The 17119-nt window shown below is 60.8% G+C and carries 15 protein-coding genes and 1 tRNA gene; 9 read left to right on the top strand and 7 right to left on the bottom strand.

Annotated features, from left to right (window positions below):
* Nucleotides 1-2: 2 nt before the first annotated feature.
* Entirely contained in the window at nt 3-704 is a 702-nt protein-coding gene (locus ACR0E2_RS07835) for an SDR family oxidoreductase (RefSeq protein WP_480446006.1), read from the bottom strand.
* Between the two features lie 103 nt (nt 705-807).
* Here ACR0E2_RS07835 and ACR0E2_RS07830 point away from each other — a divergent pair, with 103 nt between their 5' ends.
* Nucleotides 808-1659, top strand: a complete 852-nt coding sequence (locus ACR0E2_RS07830) for a LysR substrate-binding domain-containing protein (RefSeq protein WP_480446005.1) — start codon at nt 808-810, stop codon at nt 1657-1659.
* Here the strand turns inward: ACR0E2_RS07830 and ACR0E2_RS07825 are convergent.
* The gene (locus tag ACR0E2_RS07825; RefSeq protein ID WP_480446004.1) at nt 1650-2552 is read right to left on the bottom strand and encodes a LysR family transcriptional regulator; all 903 of its coding nucleotides are present in this window, start codon (nt 2550-2552) and stop codon (nt 1650-1652) included. The genes ACR0E2_RS07830 and ACR0E2_RS07825 overlap by 10 nt on opposite strands.
* Nucleotides 2553-2627: 75 nt before the next feature.
* Here ACR0E2_RS07825 and ACR0E2_RS07820 point away from each other — a divergent pair, with 75 nt between their 5' ends.
* The 5 genes from ACR0E2_RS07820 to ACR0E2_RS07800 all read left to right on the top strand — a co-directional run bounded on the left by ACR0E2_RS07820 (nt 2628) and on the right by ACR0E2_RS07800 (nt 9801).
* Nucleotides 2628-5840: a reductive dehalogenase gene (locus tag ACR0E2_RS07820; RefSeq protein WP_480446003.1), complete on the top strand. Its 3213-nt coding sequence runs from the start codon at nt 2628-2630 to the stop codon at nt 5838-5840.
* Nucleotides 5841-5965: 125 nt separating this feature from the next.
* Nucleotides 5966-6832: an FAD binding domain-containing protein gene (locus ACR0E2_RS07815; RefSeq protein ID WP_480446002.1), complete on the top strand. Its 867-nt coding sequence runs from the start codon at nt 5966-5968 to the stop codon at nt 6830-6832.
* On the top strand, nt 6829-7308 hold the full coding sequence (locus ACR0E2_RS07810; protein WP_152458906.1) for a (2Fe-2S)-binding protein: 480 nt from the start codon (nt 6829-6831) through the stop codon (nt 7306-7308). The genes ACR0E2_RS07815 and ACR0E2_RS07810 overlap by 4 nt, the downstream gene beginning before the upstream one ends.
* Nucleotides 7308-9563, top strand: coding sequence for a xanthine dehydrogenase family protein molybdopterin-binding subunit (locus tag ACR0E2_RS07805; RefSeq protein WP_152458905.1), 2256 nt, complete (start codon nt 7308-7310; stop codon nt 9561-9563). The genes ACR0E2_RS07810 and ACR0E2_RS07805 overlap by 1 nt, the downstream gene beginning before the upstream one ends.
* Complete coding sequence (locus ACR0E2_RS07800; RefSeq protein WP_480446001.1) at nt 9556-9801, top strand: MoaD/ThiS family protein; 246 nt, start codon at nt 9556-9558, stop codon at nt 9799-9801. Before ACR0E2_RS07805 ends, ACR0E2_RS07800 begins: the two co-directional genes overlap by 8 nt.
* On the opposite strand, the gene ACR0E2_RS07795 is transcribed toward ACR0E2_RS07800, so the two are convergent.
* Nucleotides 9798-10502, bottom strand: coding sequence for a lysophospholipid acyltransferase family protein (locus ACR0E2_RS07795; RefSeq protein WP_480446000.1), 705 nt, complete (start codon nt 10500-10502; stop codon nt 9798-9800). The two genes, ACR0E2_RS07800 and ACR0E2_RS07795, sit on opposite strands and share 4 nt — an antisense overlap.
* Before the next feature lie 141 nt (nt 10503-10643).
* Between ACR0E2_RS07795 and ACR0E2_RS07790 the strand changes: the two genes are divergently transcribed.
* Nucleotides 10644-10719, top strand: a tRNA-Trp gene (locus tag ACR0E2_RS07790).
* A gap of 427 nt (nt 10720-11146) precedes the next feature.
* On the opposite strand, the gene ACR0E2_RS07785 is transcribed toward ACR0E2_RS07790, so the two are convergent.
* The gene (locus tag ACR0E2_RS07785) at nt 11147-12073 is read right to left on the bottom strand and encodes an alpha/beta fold hydrolase (RefSeq protein WP_480445998.1); all 927 of its coding nucleotides are present in this window, start codon (nt 12071-12073) and stop codon (nt 11147-11149) included.
* A 218-nt stretch (nt 12074-12291) separates the two neighbouring features.
* On the opposite strand from ACR0E2_RS07785, the gene lptF reads away from it, so the two are divergent.
* Complete coding sequence (gene lptF, locus ACR0E2_RS07780; protein ID WP_171232822.1) at nt 12292-13431, top strand: LPS export ABC transporter permease LptF; 1140 nt, start codon at nt 12292-12294, stop codon at nt 13429-13431.
* Between the two features lie 3 nt (nt 13432-13434).
* On the opposite strand, the gene ACR0E2_RS07775 is transcribed toward lptF, so the two are convergent.
* Nucleotides 13435-14268 (bottom strand): LysR family transcriptional regulator, encoded by an 834-nt coding sequence (locus tag ACR0E2_RS07775; protein WP_480445996.1) that lies wholly within the window; start codon nt 14266-14268, stop codon nt 13435-13437.
* A 102-nt stretch (nt 14269-14370) separates the two neighbouring features.
* On the opposite strand from ACR0E2_RS07775, the gene ACR0E2_RS07770 reads away from it, so the two are divergent.
* The gene (locus ACR0E2_RS07770; RefSeq protein WP_171363862.1) at nt 14371-14973 is read left to right on the top strand and encodes an HD domain-containing protein; all 603 of its coding nucleotides are present in this window, start codon (nt 14371-14373) and stop codon (nt 14971-14973) included.
* A gap of 39 nt (nt 14974-15012) precedes the next feature.
* On the opposite strand, the gene speB is transcribed toward ACR0E2_RS07770, so the two are convergent.
* Both speB and nspC read right to left on the bottom strand, forming a co-directional pair.
* Nucleotides 15013-15855, bottom strand: a complete 843-nt coding sequence (gene speB, locus ACR0E2_RS07765; RefSeq protein ID WP_480445994.1) for an agmatinase — start codon at nt 15853-15855, stop codon at nt 15013-15015.
* Nucleotides 15852-17021 (bottom strand): carboxynorspermidine decarboxylase, encoded by a 1170-nt coding sequence (gene nspC, locus ACR0E2_RS07760; protein WP_480445993.1) that lies wholly within the window; start codon nt 17019-17021, stop codon nt 15852-15854. Before nspC ends, speB begins: the two co-directional genes overlap by 4 nt.
* Between the last annotated feature and the right edge of the window lie 98 nt (nt 17022-17119).

Here is a 17119-nt window from a genome sequence, read left to right as displayed (position 1 = left end):
GCTCAGACAGACCGGGTGATACCGCCGTCCACCCGGATATTCTGTCCGGTGATGTAACCGCCGCCCTCCGAGGCGAGCAGAGCGACGACCGAGGCGATCTCGTCATAGCTGCGCCCATAACGACCCATCGGAATGCGGCTGCGGAATTCTTCTTTCTCGGGCAGGCTGTCAATGAAGCCCGGAAGAATGTTGTTCATGCGGATATTCTCGGCGGCATATTTGTCCGAGTACAGCTTGGTGAAGGCCGCCAACCCGGCGCGGAACACGCCCGAGGTCGGGAAAACCGGATCCGGCTCGAACGCGGCAAAGGTCGAGATGTTGATGATCGAGCCTCCCCCCTGCGTCTGCATGATCGGGGTTACAAGCCGGGTTGGCCGCACCGCGTTCAGGAAATAGACATCCATGCCGGTGTGCCAATCCTCATCCGTCAGTTCAAGGATCGGGGCGCGGGGGCCGTGACCGGCAGAATTGACCAGAACGTCAATTCGCCCCCAATGGGCCATGGCGGCATCGACAAGATTCTGCAAATCCTCGGTGGACTGGTTCGAGCCGGTAATGCCGACGCCGCCCAGCTCTTTTGCCAAAGCTTCCCCTTTGCCCGAGGAGGACAGAATGCCGACCTTGAAACCGTCCGCCGCCAGCCTCCGGGCGGAATCCGCCCCCATGCCGCTGCCGCCCGCCGTGATAAGTGCTACTTTTTCCATTTGACATCTCCGTTTTCAGTTGATCCCAAGATGGCCGTCGGACAGTGGTTTGACCAATCAGTTCTGCTGCCTCTATTCTGTAGAAAATCTACAGGATAACTGCATGACCGCCCTTCCACCCCTTAACGCCTTGCGCGCTTTCGAGGCTTCTGCCCGTCACTTGAACTTTCGACTGGCCGCCGAAGAGCTGGGCGTGACGCAGGGCGCCGTGGCGCAGCAGGTGCGCGGGCTTGAGGCGCGATTGAACGAGGTTCTGTTCGACCGCCTGCCGCGCGGGTTGCGCCTGACGGATGCCGGGCGGCGGTTTCACGCGCCCCTGCGGCGTGCTTTCAGGTTGATCGAAGAGGCTGTGGCCGACCTGTCCCAGGACCGGCGGATCACGTTGTCGGTCACGCCCAGCTTTGCCTCGAAATGGTTGGTGCCGCGTTTGTCGGGCTTCACGGACCTGTATCCGGACATCTCGGTTCAGGTGGATGCGCGCGAGCGTCTGGCGGATTTCAGTTCGGATGGCGTCGATCTTGCGGTCAGGCAGGGTCGGGCGCCGTTTGCGGCGGAACTGGAGGCGGCGCCTTTGTTCTCGACCGAATTCATCCCGGTATGCAGCCCTTCTGTTGGGGGCGGAATCAGCAACCCTTCTGACTTGATGAAACAGGTATTGCTGAACGATACACACGGATTGTGGCCCTTGTTCCTTGAACGGGTGGGTGTCAGCGGAAAACCCAGAATGATGAGCTTCAGCCAGACCAGCCTTGCGATCGATGCCGCAGTTTCGGGGCAGGGGATAGCACTGGCCAATGCGCCTCTTGTCGCGCCCGAGGTGGCCTCGGGCCGTCTTGTTCAGCCGCTTGCGGATGTCCTGCTTGCAGATCTGGGGTTTTACGTGGTTGCGCCCCGCAAGCCGCGCCAGCCGCAACTGATCAGGATCATGCGCGACTGGCTGTTGTCTCAGGTCTGAAGAGACGCGGCGATCGCCTCGATCCGGGCCCGCACCCAGCGATGGGCCGGGTCATTGGCCGACCTTTGGTGCCAGACCATGTAGATCGACACCGGCGCGCATTCAAACGGCAGTGGCGCGCAATCCAGCATGGCCAGCGGGCCCTGTTTCATCAGCGCCGTGTCGGTCGAGATCAGGTCGCTGCCCAGAATGAAGGCCGGGATGGCGTTGAAATGCGGCAAGGTCACCACCGCTGGCCGGATCTGGCTTTGATCGACGCCACGCATGACGGCGCGGGCATTGCGGCCATCGGCAAAGCGAACCTCGACATGATCGCAGTTGCAATAGGCGTCCCAACTGTCCGGTGGCGTGCGCTGTGTGGCGTCATAGAACAGCATCAGCGGGCTGGTCATCAGGCGTTTTTGAAAGATATCCGGCCCATCCGGTGGCAACGGGGTCAGCATCAACTGGCATCTGTCACTGCGCAGAAGCTCGGGGTCGGGAACGCCTGAAGGAATGAATTCCAGCCGCAGACCTGCGTCTTCGGCACGTGTTTCTCGAAGCAGCTGCGGAAAGATCAACTCGCGTGGCATGTCATTGGTGGCGATGCGGATCCTGATCTGTTCAGACTGCGGGTCGAACGGCCGCCCTTCGGTCAGCGCCCGCATTCCGTCCAGCACCTTTTGTGCGGGCTCCTTCAAGGACAAGGCGCGCTCGGTCGGGGTCAGGCCCTGACCGGACCGAACAAACAACGGGTCGCCCAGCACCAGCCGGAGCTTGGCCAGAGTGTGGCTGATGGCCGATTGCGTGACGCCCAGCCGATCCGCAGCTTTTGAAACCGAGCTTTCCTCGAGAATGGTCAGAAAGGTGCGCAGAACCCTGCCGTCCAGATCAGTGAAATCGATTTTCTTCATACCTCTTATGATTATGCATGAATGGTTTCGCTGTCCATGACGGGGTAGGGGATGGATGGCAACAGGAGGCGCATAATGGGAATCCGCTTTTTCTCGGACAAGAACCGGCCCGTTCACATGGGGCGATACCCGTTGGAGCGTTTGACCCGACAAGATACCATGCCGGATTTGTCGCGCGTGCCCGCCATGGGCGAACTGAGTTTCCACCGGCCGGAACGGCCAGACAGCATCGTCAACGCCATGGGCGAGTTTCAGGCGATGCTGGACGCGATCCGCGACGGGTTGGTGAACCCGATTGCATCCGAGATCCCCTCAGATCCGCAGGAGCGCGCCAACCATCTGAAGGCATTTGGATATTTCAACGACGCATCGATGATGGGCTGCGGGCCGTTGCCGTCGGGTGCACTGCTGGACGAACCACGCCGCAACCCCGATATCGACCGGCTTGCCCACGCGCTGCGCACGCGCCAGACCAAAACGCTGGCCTCTGGGATCGATCTCATCATGGCCGATCTGAAAGACAGTATGGAGGCCGCGCCCAAGCCGATTAACGACCACCGTCACGCCATCGTCTTTCTTTATGAACATAACCGCGAGCCCGACCCTTCCGAACCCGGTGCGGACTGGATCATCGACGCGCAGGATCATCGTTCCTGCCTGCTGGCAACCGAGAATGCCGTCGTCATCGCCAACTATTTCCGACTGCTGGGTTTTGACGCCCGCGCGCACAGCGTGATGTCGTCCGAGGTTGATCTGGGCAAGCTGGCCGTGGCCGCCGGTCTGGCCTCGGTCGAGGGCGACCAGCTGGTTGCGCCTTGGCTGGGCACCCGGTTTGGCCTTGCAGCCGTGACGACCGAGATGCCCATCGCGCATGACCGGCCGCTGAGGCCCATGGCGCAACAGCCGTGGTTTCGAACCCAAGGTCCGGCATGGTGGCTGGGCACGGGATTTGCCAAGAACGCCCTCAACCGTGACCCATATGCCAAACGACGCTATGTGGACGGGGCCCATCCCTTCGAAAAGCTCAAACGGGTCGAGGCTCCGACAACCTATATCGACGAAGAGAATGTTGCCCGCGTTCCCAAGCGCGCCGATATGTTCGCCCGCGCCCAGTTCGGCGACATGGGCAAGTCATTGCAGGACGCCGCGAAAGGCGGGTACTACGTGCGCAAGGCCGCGCCCAGCTTTGCCCAGCGTCGCGCGCTGGGTGCATTCGTTCTGTTGCAGGATGGTGAAAGCGCCGAGGTCGCCGGACCCACCGATGCCGAGCGCAATGCGGCGAACATCAAGGCGGCGACCTATTTCCTGGGGGTCGATGCGGTGGGACTCAGCCGCTGCCCGGAATGGGCGTGGTATTCTCATGACGCCACGGGCGAAGAAATCGTGCCGCCTCATGATCAGGCCATCAGCATGATCATCGATCAGGGCTATGAAACGATGGAAGGTGCCAGCGGTGACGACTGGATCAGCGTCGCCCAATCCATGCGCGCCTATCTACGCTTTTCGCTGCTGGGCGGCGTGATCGCCCAGCAGATCCGCAACCTGGGCTACAAGGCCAAGGCGCATACGGTGATGGATGGCGAGGTGCTGCAACCGCCGCTTTTGTTGCTGTCCGGCCTGGGCGAGGTCAGCCGGATCGGAGAAGTAATCCTGAACCCCTATCTGGGCCCGCGCCTGAAATCAGGCGTGGTGACGACCGACATGCCGATGGCGCATGACAAACCCATCGATTTCGGCCTGCAAACCTTTTGCGCATCCTGCAACAAATGCGCCCGCGAATGTCCCTCGGGCGCGATCACCGCCGGACCTAAGCTGATGTTCAACGGTTACGAAATCTGGAAATCCGACAGCCAGAAATGCGCCACGTACCGTGTGACGACCCCGGGCGGTGCGATGTGCGGGCGCTGCATGAAGACCTGCCCGTGGAACCTCGAAGGCATCTTCGCCGAACGCCCGTTCCGCTGGGCTGCGATGCACATCCCCGCCGCCGCGCCCGCGCTGGCCAGGCTGGACGATGCAGTCGGCAATGGCGGGCTGAACGACATCAAGAAATGGTGGTGGGATATCGAGTTGCAGCCCGACGGCGCCTATCGCTCCACGACGCACCCGTTGAACCGGCGCGATCTGCAAAAGGATCTGGACCTGAAATACGAGGATCAGACCCTGGCCGTCTATCCGGCTTATCTGGCTCCGCACCCCTGGCCCTATCCCTTTGCAATGGACCGAGAAGCCGGGATTGCAGCCTATGAGGCCATGGTGACGGCCGACGAGTACAAGGCCCGCAAGGCAAGCGGGGACATGTCGATCATCCATCGCTATCAGATCGCCGGTGATGCACCTGTGATGCGGGTCGCCGTGACCAAGGTTGAAAAGATGACGGCGGATGTCACGAAATACGAATTTGCATCGCTGGACGGTGCGCCCCTGCCGGGATGGACAGCGGGCGCACATCTGGACGTCCTGGTCGCGCCTGAATTTCTGCGGCAATATTCCATGTCCGGAGACCCGTCGGATCGTAAGACCTATCAGATCGGCGTGCTGCGCGAAGATGACGGGCGTGGCGGGTCCGCGCTGTTGCATCGCATCTTTACCGAGGGCCGAAAGGTTTTCGTGTCCAAACCGATCAACCACTTTGAATTGGATGAAACGGCAACCAGAACATTCCTCATGGGCGGCGGCATCGGAATCACCCCGATGATCGCATTTGCCCATCGCCTGCATGCGCTGGGCCGCGAGTTCGAATTGCACTATTCGGCCAGCACACGGGGCGGGGCGGGGTATCTGGATGATCTGGCCTCCATGCCCTGGGCGGATCGAATACATTACCATTTCTCGGATGAAGGCACCCGCGCTGAACTGAATGTGATTCTGTCCGGTTACCAATATGGATGGCATGTCTATACCTGCGGGCCGGATCGTTACATGGACGGCGTGATTCAGGCGGCCGAGAAGCAGGGCTTTCCCGAAGAGGCACGTCATCTGGAATACTTCTCGGTTCCTGAAACGCCTGAATATGAAAACCACGCGTTTGAGCTCAAGCTTGCGCGTTCGGGCCGGACACTGCCCGTGCCCGCGGACAAGGACGCGGCGCAAGTTCTGAACGAATCCGGTTTTCATGTGGATGTGAAATGCGCTGACGGCATCTGCGGTGTCTGTAAATGCGGTGTCATTTCGGGCGAGGTTGAGCATCGGGATTTCGTTTTGTCCCGCAAACAGCGCGAAGGCGCCATGATCCTTTGCCAAAGCCGCGCGGCGGAACCTGATGGGGTGATCGAGATCGATCTCTGAACCCTGTCCAAAAGCGACATTTGGAAGTTGAATTTTGGTCGCTCGGCCCATGGACGCCGGACGAGGGGTGAATTAACGTCGCCGCGAACCCAGATATTCCTGACCAACAGGTACGAGGTAGCTTCATGGATTATCACAGCCCCGCCAGCTTTGCCGAAGCTTCGGCTTTGGCCGCGAACGCGACGGGCATCACACGTTTTCTGGCGGGCGGTACGGATGTACTGGTGCAACTGCGCTCGGAACTGGTGACGCCCGATACGCTCATCGACATCAAGAAGATCGACGGCGTGCGTGACATCACCCGCAATGCCGACGGCAGCTGGACGATCGGCGTGGCCGTCACCGGCGCCGAGATGAGCGAGCACCCCGAGCTTGGCCGCGACTGGCCCGGTGTGGTCGAGGCGATGGACCTGATCGGTTCAACTCAGGTTCAGGGCCGCGCGACGTTGACGGGCAATCTGTGCAATGGCTCACCTGCGGCTGATTCCGTGCCCGCCATGGTGGCCGCAGGTGTGACCGTCACCGTAACCGGCCCCGACGGCACGCGTGACGTTGCGGTCGAGGACATCCCGACCGGGCCCGGCAAGACCTCGCTGGCGAAGGGCGAGTTGATCTCGGCCGTCAACATCCCTGCCCGTGGTGCGAATGGGGGCGACGCCTATCTGCGGTTCATCCCCCGTACCGAAATGGACATTGCGGTGGTGGGCGTCGGTGTGAACCTCCGTCTGGATGGTGACGTCATCACCGAGGCGCGGGTGTCGCTGGGTGCCGTGGCACCGACCGTTCTGTTGGTTGAAGACTGTGCCAACGCGATCATCGGCAGTAGTATGGACGATGCCGCCCTTGACGCACTGGCCGCGGCCGCGTCGGCCGCCTGCAATCCGATCGATGATAAACGAGGTACGATCGCATTCCGTACCGAAGTCGCCGGCGTTCTGGCCAAGCGCGCCGCAAAGATCGCCTATGCCCGCGCGAAGGGAGAAAACGCATGAGCAAGCTCCACGTATCCACCACCGTGAACGGGGACGCAGTCGAATACCTGTGCGACCCGCGCGAAACCCTGCTGGACTGTCTGCGCGACAAGCTGAACCTGACCGGCGCCAAAGAGGGCTGCGGCACCGGCGATTGCGGCGCGTGTTCGGTCACCGTCGATGGCCGCCTTGTGTGCTCGTGCCTGATGCTGGGTGTCGAGGCCGAAGGCAAGCAGATCGAGACCGTCGAAGGGATTGCGGATGGTGACATCCTGCACCCGTTGCAGAAGAAGATGATCGAATACGCCGCGCTTCAATGCGGCATCTGTACTCCGGGTATTCTGGTGGCGGCGAAGTCGCTGTTGGAGAAGAACCCCAATCCGACCGAGGAAGAAACGCGCTATTGGCTTGCGGGCAACCTGTGCCGCTGCACCGGTTACGACAAGATCATTCGCGCCGTGATGGACACGGCGGCTGAGATGCGGGAGGCGTCATAATGGCTCTGGACGATCGCAAAACTGATTTCACCTTCGTTGGCACCCGCCCCGATCGCCCTGACGGTCTGGACAAGGTGACGGGCCGGGCCAAGTTCGGTGCGGATATCTCGGCCCCCGGCATGTTGCACGGCGCGATTCTGCGCTCACCCCATGCCCATGCCCGGATCGTCAGGATTGATACCTCGAAAGCCGAGGCATCGAAGGACGTCAAAGCCGTCGTGACCCGTGCCGATTTCGCCGATGTCCCGTTCAAGCCCGGGCTCGAAGGCGAATTCTGGAATGTGCTGGAAAACGTTATGGCGGGGGAAAAGGCGCTCTATGACGGGCACGCGGTTGCTGCGGTGGCGGCCACATCTGCCTTGGCGGCACGTGATGCGCTGAAACTGATCGAGGTCGAATACGAGGTGCTGCCGCACGTCACCGATGTGGACAAAGCGATGGCCCCGGATGCGCCGGTGATCCGGGAAGGTGCTGCGGATTATTCGGTGCCGGAAGGGATGCACCCGAATGTCGTGCGCTATCACGAAAGCGGTCACGGTGACGTCGAAGCGGGCTTTGCCGAGGCCGATCTGGTTATCGAAGACAGCTTTGTCACCGAGGCGACCCATCAGGGCTATATCGAACCGCATGCCTGCCTGGGCATGCTGGGCAATGACGGCAAGGGCGAGTTGTGGTGCACAACCCAAGGTCACTGGATCGCGCAAAAGACCTGTGCGGCGCTGCTGGGAATCGAAACCTCTCAGCTGCGCGTCACGGCGTCTGAAATCGGCGGCGGTTTTGGCGGCAAGACCACGGTGTTCATCGAACCCGTCGCGCTGGCGCTCAGCCGCAAGGCCAACCGTCCGGTCAAGATCGTGATGACCAGGTCCGAGGTTTTCCGTGCCACCGGGCCGACCTCTTCGGCGTCAATGGACGTGAAGATCGGCATGAAGAAAGACGGCACGATCACGGCGGCGCAGGGTGTCTTCCGCCTGCAAGGCGGGGCCTTCCCCGGCGCCCCGGGCGACATGACGGCCATGTGCGCCTTTGCGCCCTACAACCTGACCAACGTCAAGCAGATCGGTTACGATGTGATGTCGAACCGTCCGAAACAGGCCGCCTACCGCGCGCCGGGTGCTCCGATGGGCGCCTTCGCCGTTGAATCCGTCATTGATGAGCTCTGCAACAAGCTGGGCCTTGATCCTATTGATGTGCGTCTGAAAAATGCCGCGCATGAAGGCACGAAGGCCAGCTATGGCCCGACCTACGAACGCATCGGTCTGGTCGAAACCCTTGAGGCTGCCAAAGCGCATCCCCACTACTCGGCCCCGCTGAAGCCGGGGCAGGGGCGCGGGGTTTCCTGCGGTTTCTGGTTCAATCACGGGGGCGAGACCAGCGTGTCACTGGCACTGTCCGAGGATGGTTCGGCGCAGCTGATGGTCGGCACGCCTGACATCGGCGGGTCGCGCGCATCCATGGCCCTGATGGCGGCCGAGGTTCTGGGCATTCCGTATGAAAACATCCGCGTGACCATCGCCGACACGGCGACGCTGGGCTACAACGACGTGAGCCATGGTTCGCGCGTGACCTATGCGTCGGGTCTCGCGACGATCAAGGCCGCAAGACACGCGGTCGAGAAACTGTGCGAACGTGCGGCGGCCAAGTGGGGCATCCCGGTCGATGCGGTGAAATGGGAAGACGGCTGCGCGGTGCCCTCGGGGCCCAATGCAGGGGATTTCGACCCGATGCCTCTGGCCGACATCACGGCGGATATGGGATCGACCGGAGGTCCGATTTCAGGCCATTTCGAAGCAACCCCCGAAGGCGCGGGCGTATCCTTTGGCACCCATATCGTCGATGCCGAGGTCGATCCGGAAACCGGCAAGACATCGATCACCCGGTACACGGTCATTCAGGACGCCGGCAAGGCGATCCACCCGACCTATGTGGAAGGGCAGTTCCAGGGTGGCGCCGCACAGGGCATCGGCTGGGCACTGAACGAGGAATACATCTATGGCGAAGATGGCCGGTTGCAGAACTCGATCTTTCTTGACTACCGGATTCCCGTTGCCAGTGACCTGCCGATGATTGACACGGTGATCGTCGAAGTGCCCAACCCGGGCCACCCGTTCGGGGTGCGCGGCGTGGGCGAGACGGGCATCGTGCCGCCCCTGGCCGCCATCGCCAATGCGGTGTCCAATGCGGCGGGTGTTCGGATGAAGCAACTGCCGATGTCTCCGCCGCGCATTCTGGCGGCCCTGAAGGAAAATGGTTGAGGTCCACCTCTGGTCCGGCCTCCGGTCACTGACCGGGGGCCAGCAAGTGGTTGAGGTCGAGGCCAAAACCACCGGAGAGCTTTTGCGGGCTCTGGTCCGGGCCCACCCGCAGTTGCAGGCCCCCATTGACGCGGGGGTCTCCATCGCGATCGACGGGCGTGTCATTGCCACAGGGCTTGCCGAGCCGATTCCCGAAGGCAGCGAAGTCTATCTGATGCAACGTCTCAGGGGCGGTTAGGCGTCAGGTGACCAGGGCTCGCGCCCGACCATCCGGTCAGCTTCTGCCGTGATGTCGTTCATGTGCTGCTCCAGGCTCAGGCGCAGGGTCTCGATTTCCTCTTCGCTGGCCTTGCGGGGCACTGTTTCAGCCCATTCCCGGCACAGAAACACGCCTTCATTTCGCCAGGGGCGGGGCATCAGAAGGTGATCCCAGGTTCCCGCTTCGCGACCATGTTTCGTGGAAAAGGTGATACCGAATACGCGCTTTCCCGAGGTGCGCGCCCATACCAGCGGAACCGTCGACAGAACCCGTTCCGGCCCGCGCGGTCCGTCTGCCGCGATCCCGATAGAGATACCCTGCTTCATCTTGCCCAGAACCTGACGTGACAAGGCGACGTGGCGTGTCTTGCTGGCCATGGCGATCGTGTCCATGCCAAACAGCTTTTGTACGCGACCCACCATGCTGCCCGCCCGGGCAGAGGAGGTGATCGAACAGATGCGCCCCTTGTCCAGCGGGAAGAAATAGGGCGACTGCGCCAACCGTTGGTGCCAAAGCACAACGATGACAGGTTCACCTTGTTCGACCAGCTGATCCAGTTCTTCGTATCCGATGCGCTGCCAGCGTGTGTTGCGGTTGACCAATCGAATGTAAGTGGCGATCCGGCGGGCCACCCAGTTCAGCACGGCTTCGCTGTCTGCGATCTTCTTGCGGAGGTTCACACGGGGTTCCTTTTGCTGACCGGACCTTGTCTTAGCGCACTGCACATTTTGCGCAACTTGTTTGTCGGCTCAGATAGTGGTGTGGAATTCGAAAAAGCCTCTTGAGTCCGCCGCGCGGCTGTCATATCTGGGGCTCACCACAGGGGTATAGCTCAGTTGGTAGAGCGACGGTCTCCAAAACCGTAGGTCGCGGGTTCGAACCCTGCTGCCCCTGCCATCCGCATCAAAACATCAATCGGCAATCGTGCCTGGCGCGTTTCCAGCGCGCGCGGCTTTCGACTATGGCAGGGGCGAACCGGCAATCAGGACGCATGCAGGCATAGTGAGCCGCAGTGCAACCAAACCCTATATGCCATCAAAAAATTCCGGCCCAGAGTGTGAACAGCGTCACTGACTGACATCGGGAAGTCTGGTTATCTGAGGATGTCAAAGAGTTGGCGTTCAGGTTCTGCACAGAACGCAGGTTTTCAGTTTCTCCCTTGTGACTGGGGCGCGCTTGTGGTCGAGCGCGCCCTTTCCGTTTCTGGTCAGCAACGCATACTGACGATATCAGAACGTGCAGAGAATCTGCCCAAAGGCGGTGCTTGAGCAAAACCCTAAAAATCGGGCTTTGCACCAGAGAAAGGCGTGTGGCGGCCGGTCAGTCAGGCCAGCAGCGCCAGATCCCCGATATTTGTCTTGTGCCGGGTCGGCATCGTTTTTGCCGAATGGCCGTCGATCGTCAGGGCGAGGTCCTCATAAAACCCGCCGCTGTCGAACCACCAGCGATGCGACTTCATCATCTTGCGCTGCCCTTTGGGGACGTCTCGTTGATATTGGTGGTCACAGAAAATATCCCAATGCCCTTTCGAGGTCAGCTTCGGCATCCCGACACGGCCCGCCCGCGGCCGCCCTCCGTTTACAATCCCGCCGGCCAGGGCCAGCACCTTGTCTTTCCGGCTGTAGTAATTGGTGAATCGCTTGCACCGTTTTTTCAGAACCAGATCGCCCCATGCGCCCTTTTCCAGCCATTCTGAATCGATGTCCGCTGACGCGAACATGACCTGATCCGCCGACCATATCTTGTTGCCGGGCCCGGCCGAATCCCCGAAGTCAGAGAATGCGCGCAGTACCACCAACGCTCCCATGGAATGAGCGATCAGATGCACCTTGGGGCGCGGCGACATTCCCAACAGCGGCAAGATCCCGTCCCCCACCAGATGCGGTGCCACCGCCTTGGCATCGGAGCGGTCCGAGTCATAGGTGTGCACCGATCCGTCGCTGGGCCAGTCAAAGGCAACGACCGCGCCCTGATACCCGTTGCCCCTGAGATTGGTTTCTATTTTCCCCAGCCGGTCCAGCATGCCCTTCTGGTTGGTGTTGAACCCGTGAACATAGATCAGGACGGCCGAATCCCCGCCCTCCTGTCGCACGAGATCCAGCCATTTGGCTTTTTTGACAATACTTCCCTTACGAATTTTTCCACCGGGGCTTTGCTGGGTGATGTGAACATATCTGGTCTTTGCCGCCGGCTTTAACGTGAACTTTTTCTTCTGCGCGTTATAGGTGCGGCGTGAAAAAAACAGTGCCATTATCCAAACTCCATTCTAATCAATTCGTAAAATGTGCCATGAGCCGCTGTTTTCACAAAGCGTAATCTCCCGGCCCTTCTGATGCCAAAACGGGGATGTGCGATGAAGCCGGTATGCGCCAAGGTTGCATACAGGCGCATCCTGACGTCCAATGCCTGTTTCCTCTGCCGGCTTAATGCCCTAGTGTCCGCTGCAAACGAACACACGCACGAGGCCCCATGTCGCGTTTTGATGGATATTTCCTGCGGCAATTGCTGATTCTGTTTGGCTTTTTCACCCTGGTGCTTGTCGGTGTGTTCTGGATCACCCGGTCTGTCAGCCTGTTTGACAGGGTGATCAGCGGTGGGCAGTCGGCAATGGTCTTTCTGGAATTCACCGCGCTGACTTTGCCGACCCTGATCCGCACGGTCATGCCCATGGCCGTGTTTGCCGCCGCCGTCTATGCCACAAATCGCCTGAGCCGCGAAAGTGAGCTGACGGTTATGCTGGCCACCGGATCCAGCCCTTGGCGGCTTGCCCGGGCGGTGCTGCTGTTCGGTGTGATTACCGGGGTGATGATGGCGATCATCAGCGTGTTCCTGCGCCCGGCCTCGGTGGAACAGCTGGAAATCCGGCAGGCTGAAGTGGCCGGAGATGTGACGGCTCAACTGCTGAACGAAGGCGAGTTTCTGCACCCCGCCGAAGGTGTCACGGTTTACATAGGCAGCATTGATCTGGACGGCACACTCCACGAAGTGTTCGTGTCTGACCGCCGCGATCCTGAAAACGCGGTCAGCTATTCAAGCGTAACGGCCTATCTGGTCAATAATGATGCGGGCATCCACCTTGTGATGGTTGATGGGGTTGCATTGCGCCTGAACAAGGAAGGCAAGGTGTTGTCATCGACCCTGTTCCAGGACGCGTCCTACGACATCTCGGAACTGACGAATACAAACCCGATGGCCCGGCGCAGCCTCGAAGCCATTCCAACGGCGGACCTGATCCGCAACCGGGATGAGGTTTCAGCCACGGAAGGGTTCAGCCAAGGCAAGCTGATCGAAGAGCTGCACCAGCGGTTCTCGTGGATCGCGATTTGCATCGCCGTGGCGCTGGCCGGGTATTCAACCCTGATGCTGGGCAGCTTTTCCCGGTTTGGATTGTGGCCTCAGATATTGGGCGCCTTCACCATTCTTGTGCTGCTTGAAGGTGTGCGCGGGTTTGTTTCCCCGGTGGTGATCGATGACCCGGAGCTTTGGTTTCTGCTGTACCTTCCCGCAATCATAGGGGTGCTGATCTCGGGCCTGTTCCTGCTTGTTGCTGGTCGGCCGCTGATGCGAAAACGGCAGCGCGCGCCCCAGATCATGCCGACGCCGGCCTGAGTTCTAGCCGCGAAGATCCACCAAACAGCTGTGAATGTTGTCAAATTCCTCGCGATCACCGCGGGTGACCAGATACATGGGCAGCGGCAAGCTGATACTGTCCTCGACCCGCTCCAGAGCACCCGAGGCCAGATGTTCGGAAATGACGTAATCGGGGAAATAGCCGTTTCCGCCTCGGTGCAGAACATATCGCAGCGCCATCATGCAATTGCCAAGAAACACTGTCTGACCCGACGCCCGTCGCGCAGCCGATCTGACGTGGTCCTGATAGACCTCGCCCAGTTCAAGGTTGACGAAGATCATGTCAGCGTTCGTGCCGTCAGTCTTTGGCGTCCGGACCAGGGACAAAAGCTCGGGTTCAAGCGCGTACCACGTGACACGCCGGTCCGCCGGCTTTTCATGTGTGATCGCCGCGTCCAGAACATGGGTTGCCACCGCTTCGACCATGTTCAGGTCGTGGTCATAGTTCAGCGTCAACAGCAATTTGCCGAAGCGCTGTTCGAACCGAACCGCCAGGTCCACCAGCAACGGATCCCAGATGCTGAGCTGGCCTCCCAACCGCAGCGCCGGGCGGTTCTGTGCCTGTACCGGCAGGTCGCGCGACGCAAAGCCCCAAAGGGACAACATCTGTTCCGCATAGGGTTTGAACTGCCGGCCGAACTCGGTCAGCGCCGTTCCGCCGGCACCGCGCGTGAACAGCGCCCTGCCGGTTTCCTCCTCGATCAGGCGAATACGCGCGCTGACAGCGGTTTGCGTCACGTTCAACTTGCGGGCGGCGGCGTGAAAGCCACCGGTTTCGGCCACGCAGAGAAAAGTTTCCAGAGCTTTGAATTGCATGTCGAAAGTATTTTTTGATCATTGTGATAAAATCAATTCATTTTTTTTGGAGGTTGGTTTCGAACTACGCTTCCGTTCAGGACACATGCCAAAGGATCAGCCATGCTGGACAAAAGCCACAAACCCACCTGGACCAGTTTCGAAACAGCCACCAAGGCCGACTGGGACGCCGTGATGGAGTATGAAGAGGCGTATAATGCAGCCCTGCCAGACCGCATCCTCGATGCCATCCGCTCGTTGGACGAAGAATGGACGCCCTATCCGGTGAACCGCTACCAGCACAGCCTGCAAGCCGCGACCCGTGCTTACGAGGACGGTGCAGATGAAGAACTGGTGGTGGCTGCGCTGATCCACGATACCGGCGATATCCTGTCACCCTACAATCACGGAGAGCTGTCAGCGGCGATGATGAAGCCTTACGTCAGCGAAAAGACGTATTGGATTCTCAAGCATCATTGCGTGTTTCAGGGGTACTACTACAACCACCATCTGGGCGGCGACCGCAACGCGCGCGACAAATATCGCGACAGTCCTTATTGGGAAGATTGTCGCTATTTCTGCCATGAATACGATCAGAAGGCGTTTGACCCGAATTATCCGACCAAACCGCTGGAGTTCTTCGAACCCATGTTGCGCCGCGTTCTGAGCAGGGGCGAAGGCCATATGGAGCTGAACGAAACCGCCGATGACGGCAAAACCGGCTAGGAACCGGATCAGGCGGGCCAGCCCGGCCCGCCTGCCTGATCAGCAGCTTGCCATCAAGCGATAGACGATCTGCGCCGCGGTGAAATCCCAGGCGGCATTGCCGTCGGGGGCCAGTTCGACCACGTCGAAGCCGACGCAGCGGCGGCCCTTCAGGGCGTGTTCGACGAGGCGAAGCGCCTGATAGTATCCAAGCCCGCCCGGAACGGGCGTGCCGGTCGCGGGCATCTGCGCCGGGTCCAGCCCATCAACGTCAAAGCTGACATAGACCAGTTCGGGGAAATCCTCGGGCAGGTCGACGGCATGGATGTTGCCGGTGACCAACTCTTCGGCATCCACGTGGAAGACGTGGTTTCTCAGGCGGCTTTTTGCTTCCTCGGTGGAAAAGGCGCGCACGCCGAACTGGGCTAGTGGGATACCTTCCTCGGCCAGCAGATGCATCACCGAAGCATGAGAGTGTTTTTCGCCCTGATAGGCGTTGCGCAGATCGGCATGGGCGTCGATCTGCACGATACCGACGGGCTGACCCAGGGCGCGGGTCACCCCCATGACCGCGCCATAGCTGAGCGAGTGTTCACCGCCCAGCGTGACCGGCACCTTGCCGGCGCGGATGGAGGCCTCGGTGCGCTGGGCGAGGCGCTCCATGACGTCCGGCAGCGGCCCGTCGCAATCCAGGGGGGCTTCGGTAAAGATGCCTTCGAAGCAGGGTTCGGCGTGGCCGGTGATGCGTTCGAGTTCGTTGCTGGCCTCGATGATCGCGGCGGGGCCGTTTGCCGTGCCCGAGCCGTAGGAGACCGTGCGTTCCAGAGGCACAGGGATCACACGGAACCGGGCGTCTTCGCTGCGTTCGGCGTCGGTCAGTTCGCTGTCGAGGAAAATGCTCATGAAAGCCTCTCTTTGAAGTCGTCATAGCCGAATTGCCTGATGATTTTCAGATCGTCGGTTTCGCTGTTCCACAGGGCGATGGTGGGCAGGGGCACGCCGTTGAACGTGTTGGTCTTGACCATCGAGTAATGCGCCTGATCGAGGAAGGCAAAGCGCTGCCCGATCCGCAGCGGTTCGGCCCAGGTGTAGTCGCCGATCACGTCGCCAGCCAGGCACGAGGGGCCGCCCAGTCGGTAGGTGTGGCCGGTTTCGGCCTCGTCCATCAGGGCGGGGCGATAGGGGGCCTCGATCACGTCGGGCATGTGGCAGGTGGCCGAAATATCGGTGATCGCCAGATCCATGCCGTTGTGCGGCAGGTCGAGGATTTCACCCACTAGGATGCCCGCATCCAGCGCCACGGCCTCGCCGGGTTCCAGATAGACCTCGACGCCGTATTTGGCACGGATGGCCTTGATGAACTCCACCAGCCCGTCGCGGTCATAGTCGCTGCGGGTGATGTGGTGGCCGCCGCCGAAATTCAGCCATTTCAGGCCGTTCAGGAAAGGTGCCAGTTTCGGTTCGACCGCCGTCCAGGTGCGCGCCAGCGGCTCGAAGCCTTGTTCGCAGAGCGTGTGCATATGCAGGCCATCCACGCCCTCCAGCGCCTTGGCGTCCAACTGGCTGACCGGGGTGCCGAGGCGTGAACATGGGGCGCAGGGGTCGTATTTCGCAACCTCGCCTTCGGAATGCTCGGGGTTGATGCGCAGCCCGACCTGCCGCCCGGCGGTCTGAGCCTTGGCACGAAAGCGGTCTTTCTGCCCGGGGCTGTTGAAGATGATGTGATCCGACAGTGCGAGGATTTCGTCGATGTCGGAATCCTTGTAGCCCGCGCAGAAGGTCGCGACCTCGCCGCCGTATTCCTCGCGGCCCAGCCGGGCCTCGTAGATGCCGCTGGCGCAGGTGCCGCCGAGATACTGTCGCACCAGAGGGGCCAGCGCGAACATCGAGAAGGCCTTGAGCGCCGACAGGACATGCGCGCCAGAGCGCTCACCGATATCGGCCAGAAACGCCAGATTTCGCTCCACCGCCTTTTCGTCGACGACGAAGCAGGGGGAGGGGACGCGTGTCAGGTCGAAGTGGCGGAAGGCGCCGGCGTCTCCGGCCTGTGTGGTCATCATGTCGGACATTTCGGGCGTCTCCGATTGTGAAAAGGCCGGGGGGCCTGCCCCCCGGACCCCCCGGGATATTTTTAGCCAGATGAAGCAGGGCGGTCGCGCGGACCGCC

This window comes from Ruegeria sp. A4 (assembly GCF_056543025.1).
The sequence above is the reverse complement of the archived record's forward strand: the minus strand, read 5'-3'. Positions and strand labels throughout refer to the sequence as shown.

Excerpts from the sequence above, each read along its gene's own strand:
- nspC (WP_480445993.1), bottom strand. The coding sequence starts at position 17,021 with ATGTCCGACATGATGACCACACAGGCCGGAGACGCCGGCGCCTTCCGC.
- lptF (WP_171232822.1), top strand. The coding sequence starts at position 12,292 with ATGTCGCGTTTTGATGGATATTTCCTGCGGCAATTGCTGATTCTGTTT.
- ACR0E2_RS07820 (WP_480446003.1), top strand. The coding sequence starts at position 2,628 with ATGGGAATCCGCTTTTTCTCGGACAAGAACCGGCCCGTTCACATGGGG.
- ACR0E2_RS07785 (WP_480445998.1), bottom strand. The coding sequence starts at position 12,073 with ATGGCACTGTTTTTTTCACGCCGCACCTATAACGCGCAGAAGAAAAAG.
- ACR0E2_RS07805 (WP_152458905.1), top strand. The coding sequence starts at position 7,308 with ATGGCTCTGGACGATCGCAAAACTGATTTCACCTTCGTTGGCACCCGC.
- speB (WP_480445994.1), bottom strand. The coding sequence starts at position 15,855 with ATGAGCATTTTCCTCGACAGCGAACTGACCGACGCCGAACGCAGCGAA.
- ACR0E2_RS07810 (WP_152458906.1), top strand. The coding sequence starts at position 6,829 with ATGAGCAAGCTCCACGTATCCACCACCGTGAACGGGGACGCAGTCGAA.
- ACR0E2_RS07835 (WP_480446006.1), bottom strand. The coding sequence starts at position 704 with ATGGAAAAAGTAGCACTTATCACGGCGGGCGGCAGCGGCATGGGGGCG.
- ACR0E2_RS07775 (WP_480445996.1), bottom strand. The coding sequence starts at position 14,268 with ATGCAATTCAAAGCTCTGGAAACTTTTCTCTGCGTGGCCGAAACCGGT.
- ACR0E2_RS07815 (WP_480446002.1), top strand. The coding sequence starts at position 5,966 with ATGGATTATCACAGCCCCGCCAGCTTTGCCGAAGCTTCGGCTTTGGCC.
- ACR0E2_RS07800 (WP_480446001.1), top strand. The coding sequence starts at position 9,556 with ATGGTTGAGGTCCACCTCTGGTCCGGCCTCCGGTCACTGACCGGGGGC.
- ACR0E2_RS07770 (WP_171363862.1), top strand. The coding sequence starts at position 14,371 with ATGCTGGACAAAAGCCACAAACCCACCTGGACCAGTTTCGAAACAGCC.
- ACR0E2_RS07825 (WP_480446004.1), bottom strand. The coding sequence starts at position 2,552 with ATGAAGAAAATCGATTTCACTGATCTGGACGGCAGGGTTCTGCGCACC.
- ACR0E2_RS07830 (WP_480446005.1), top strand. The coding sequence starts at position 808 with ATGACCGCCCTTCCACCCCTTAACGCCTTGCGCGCTTTCGAGGCTTCT.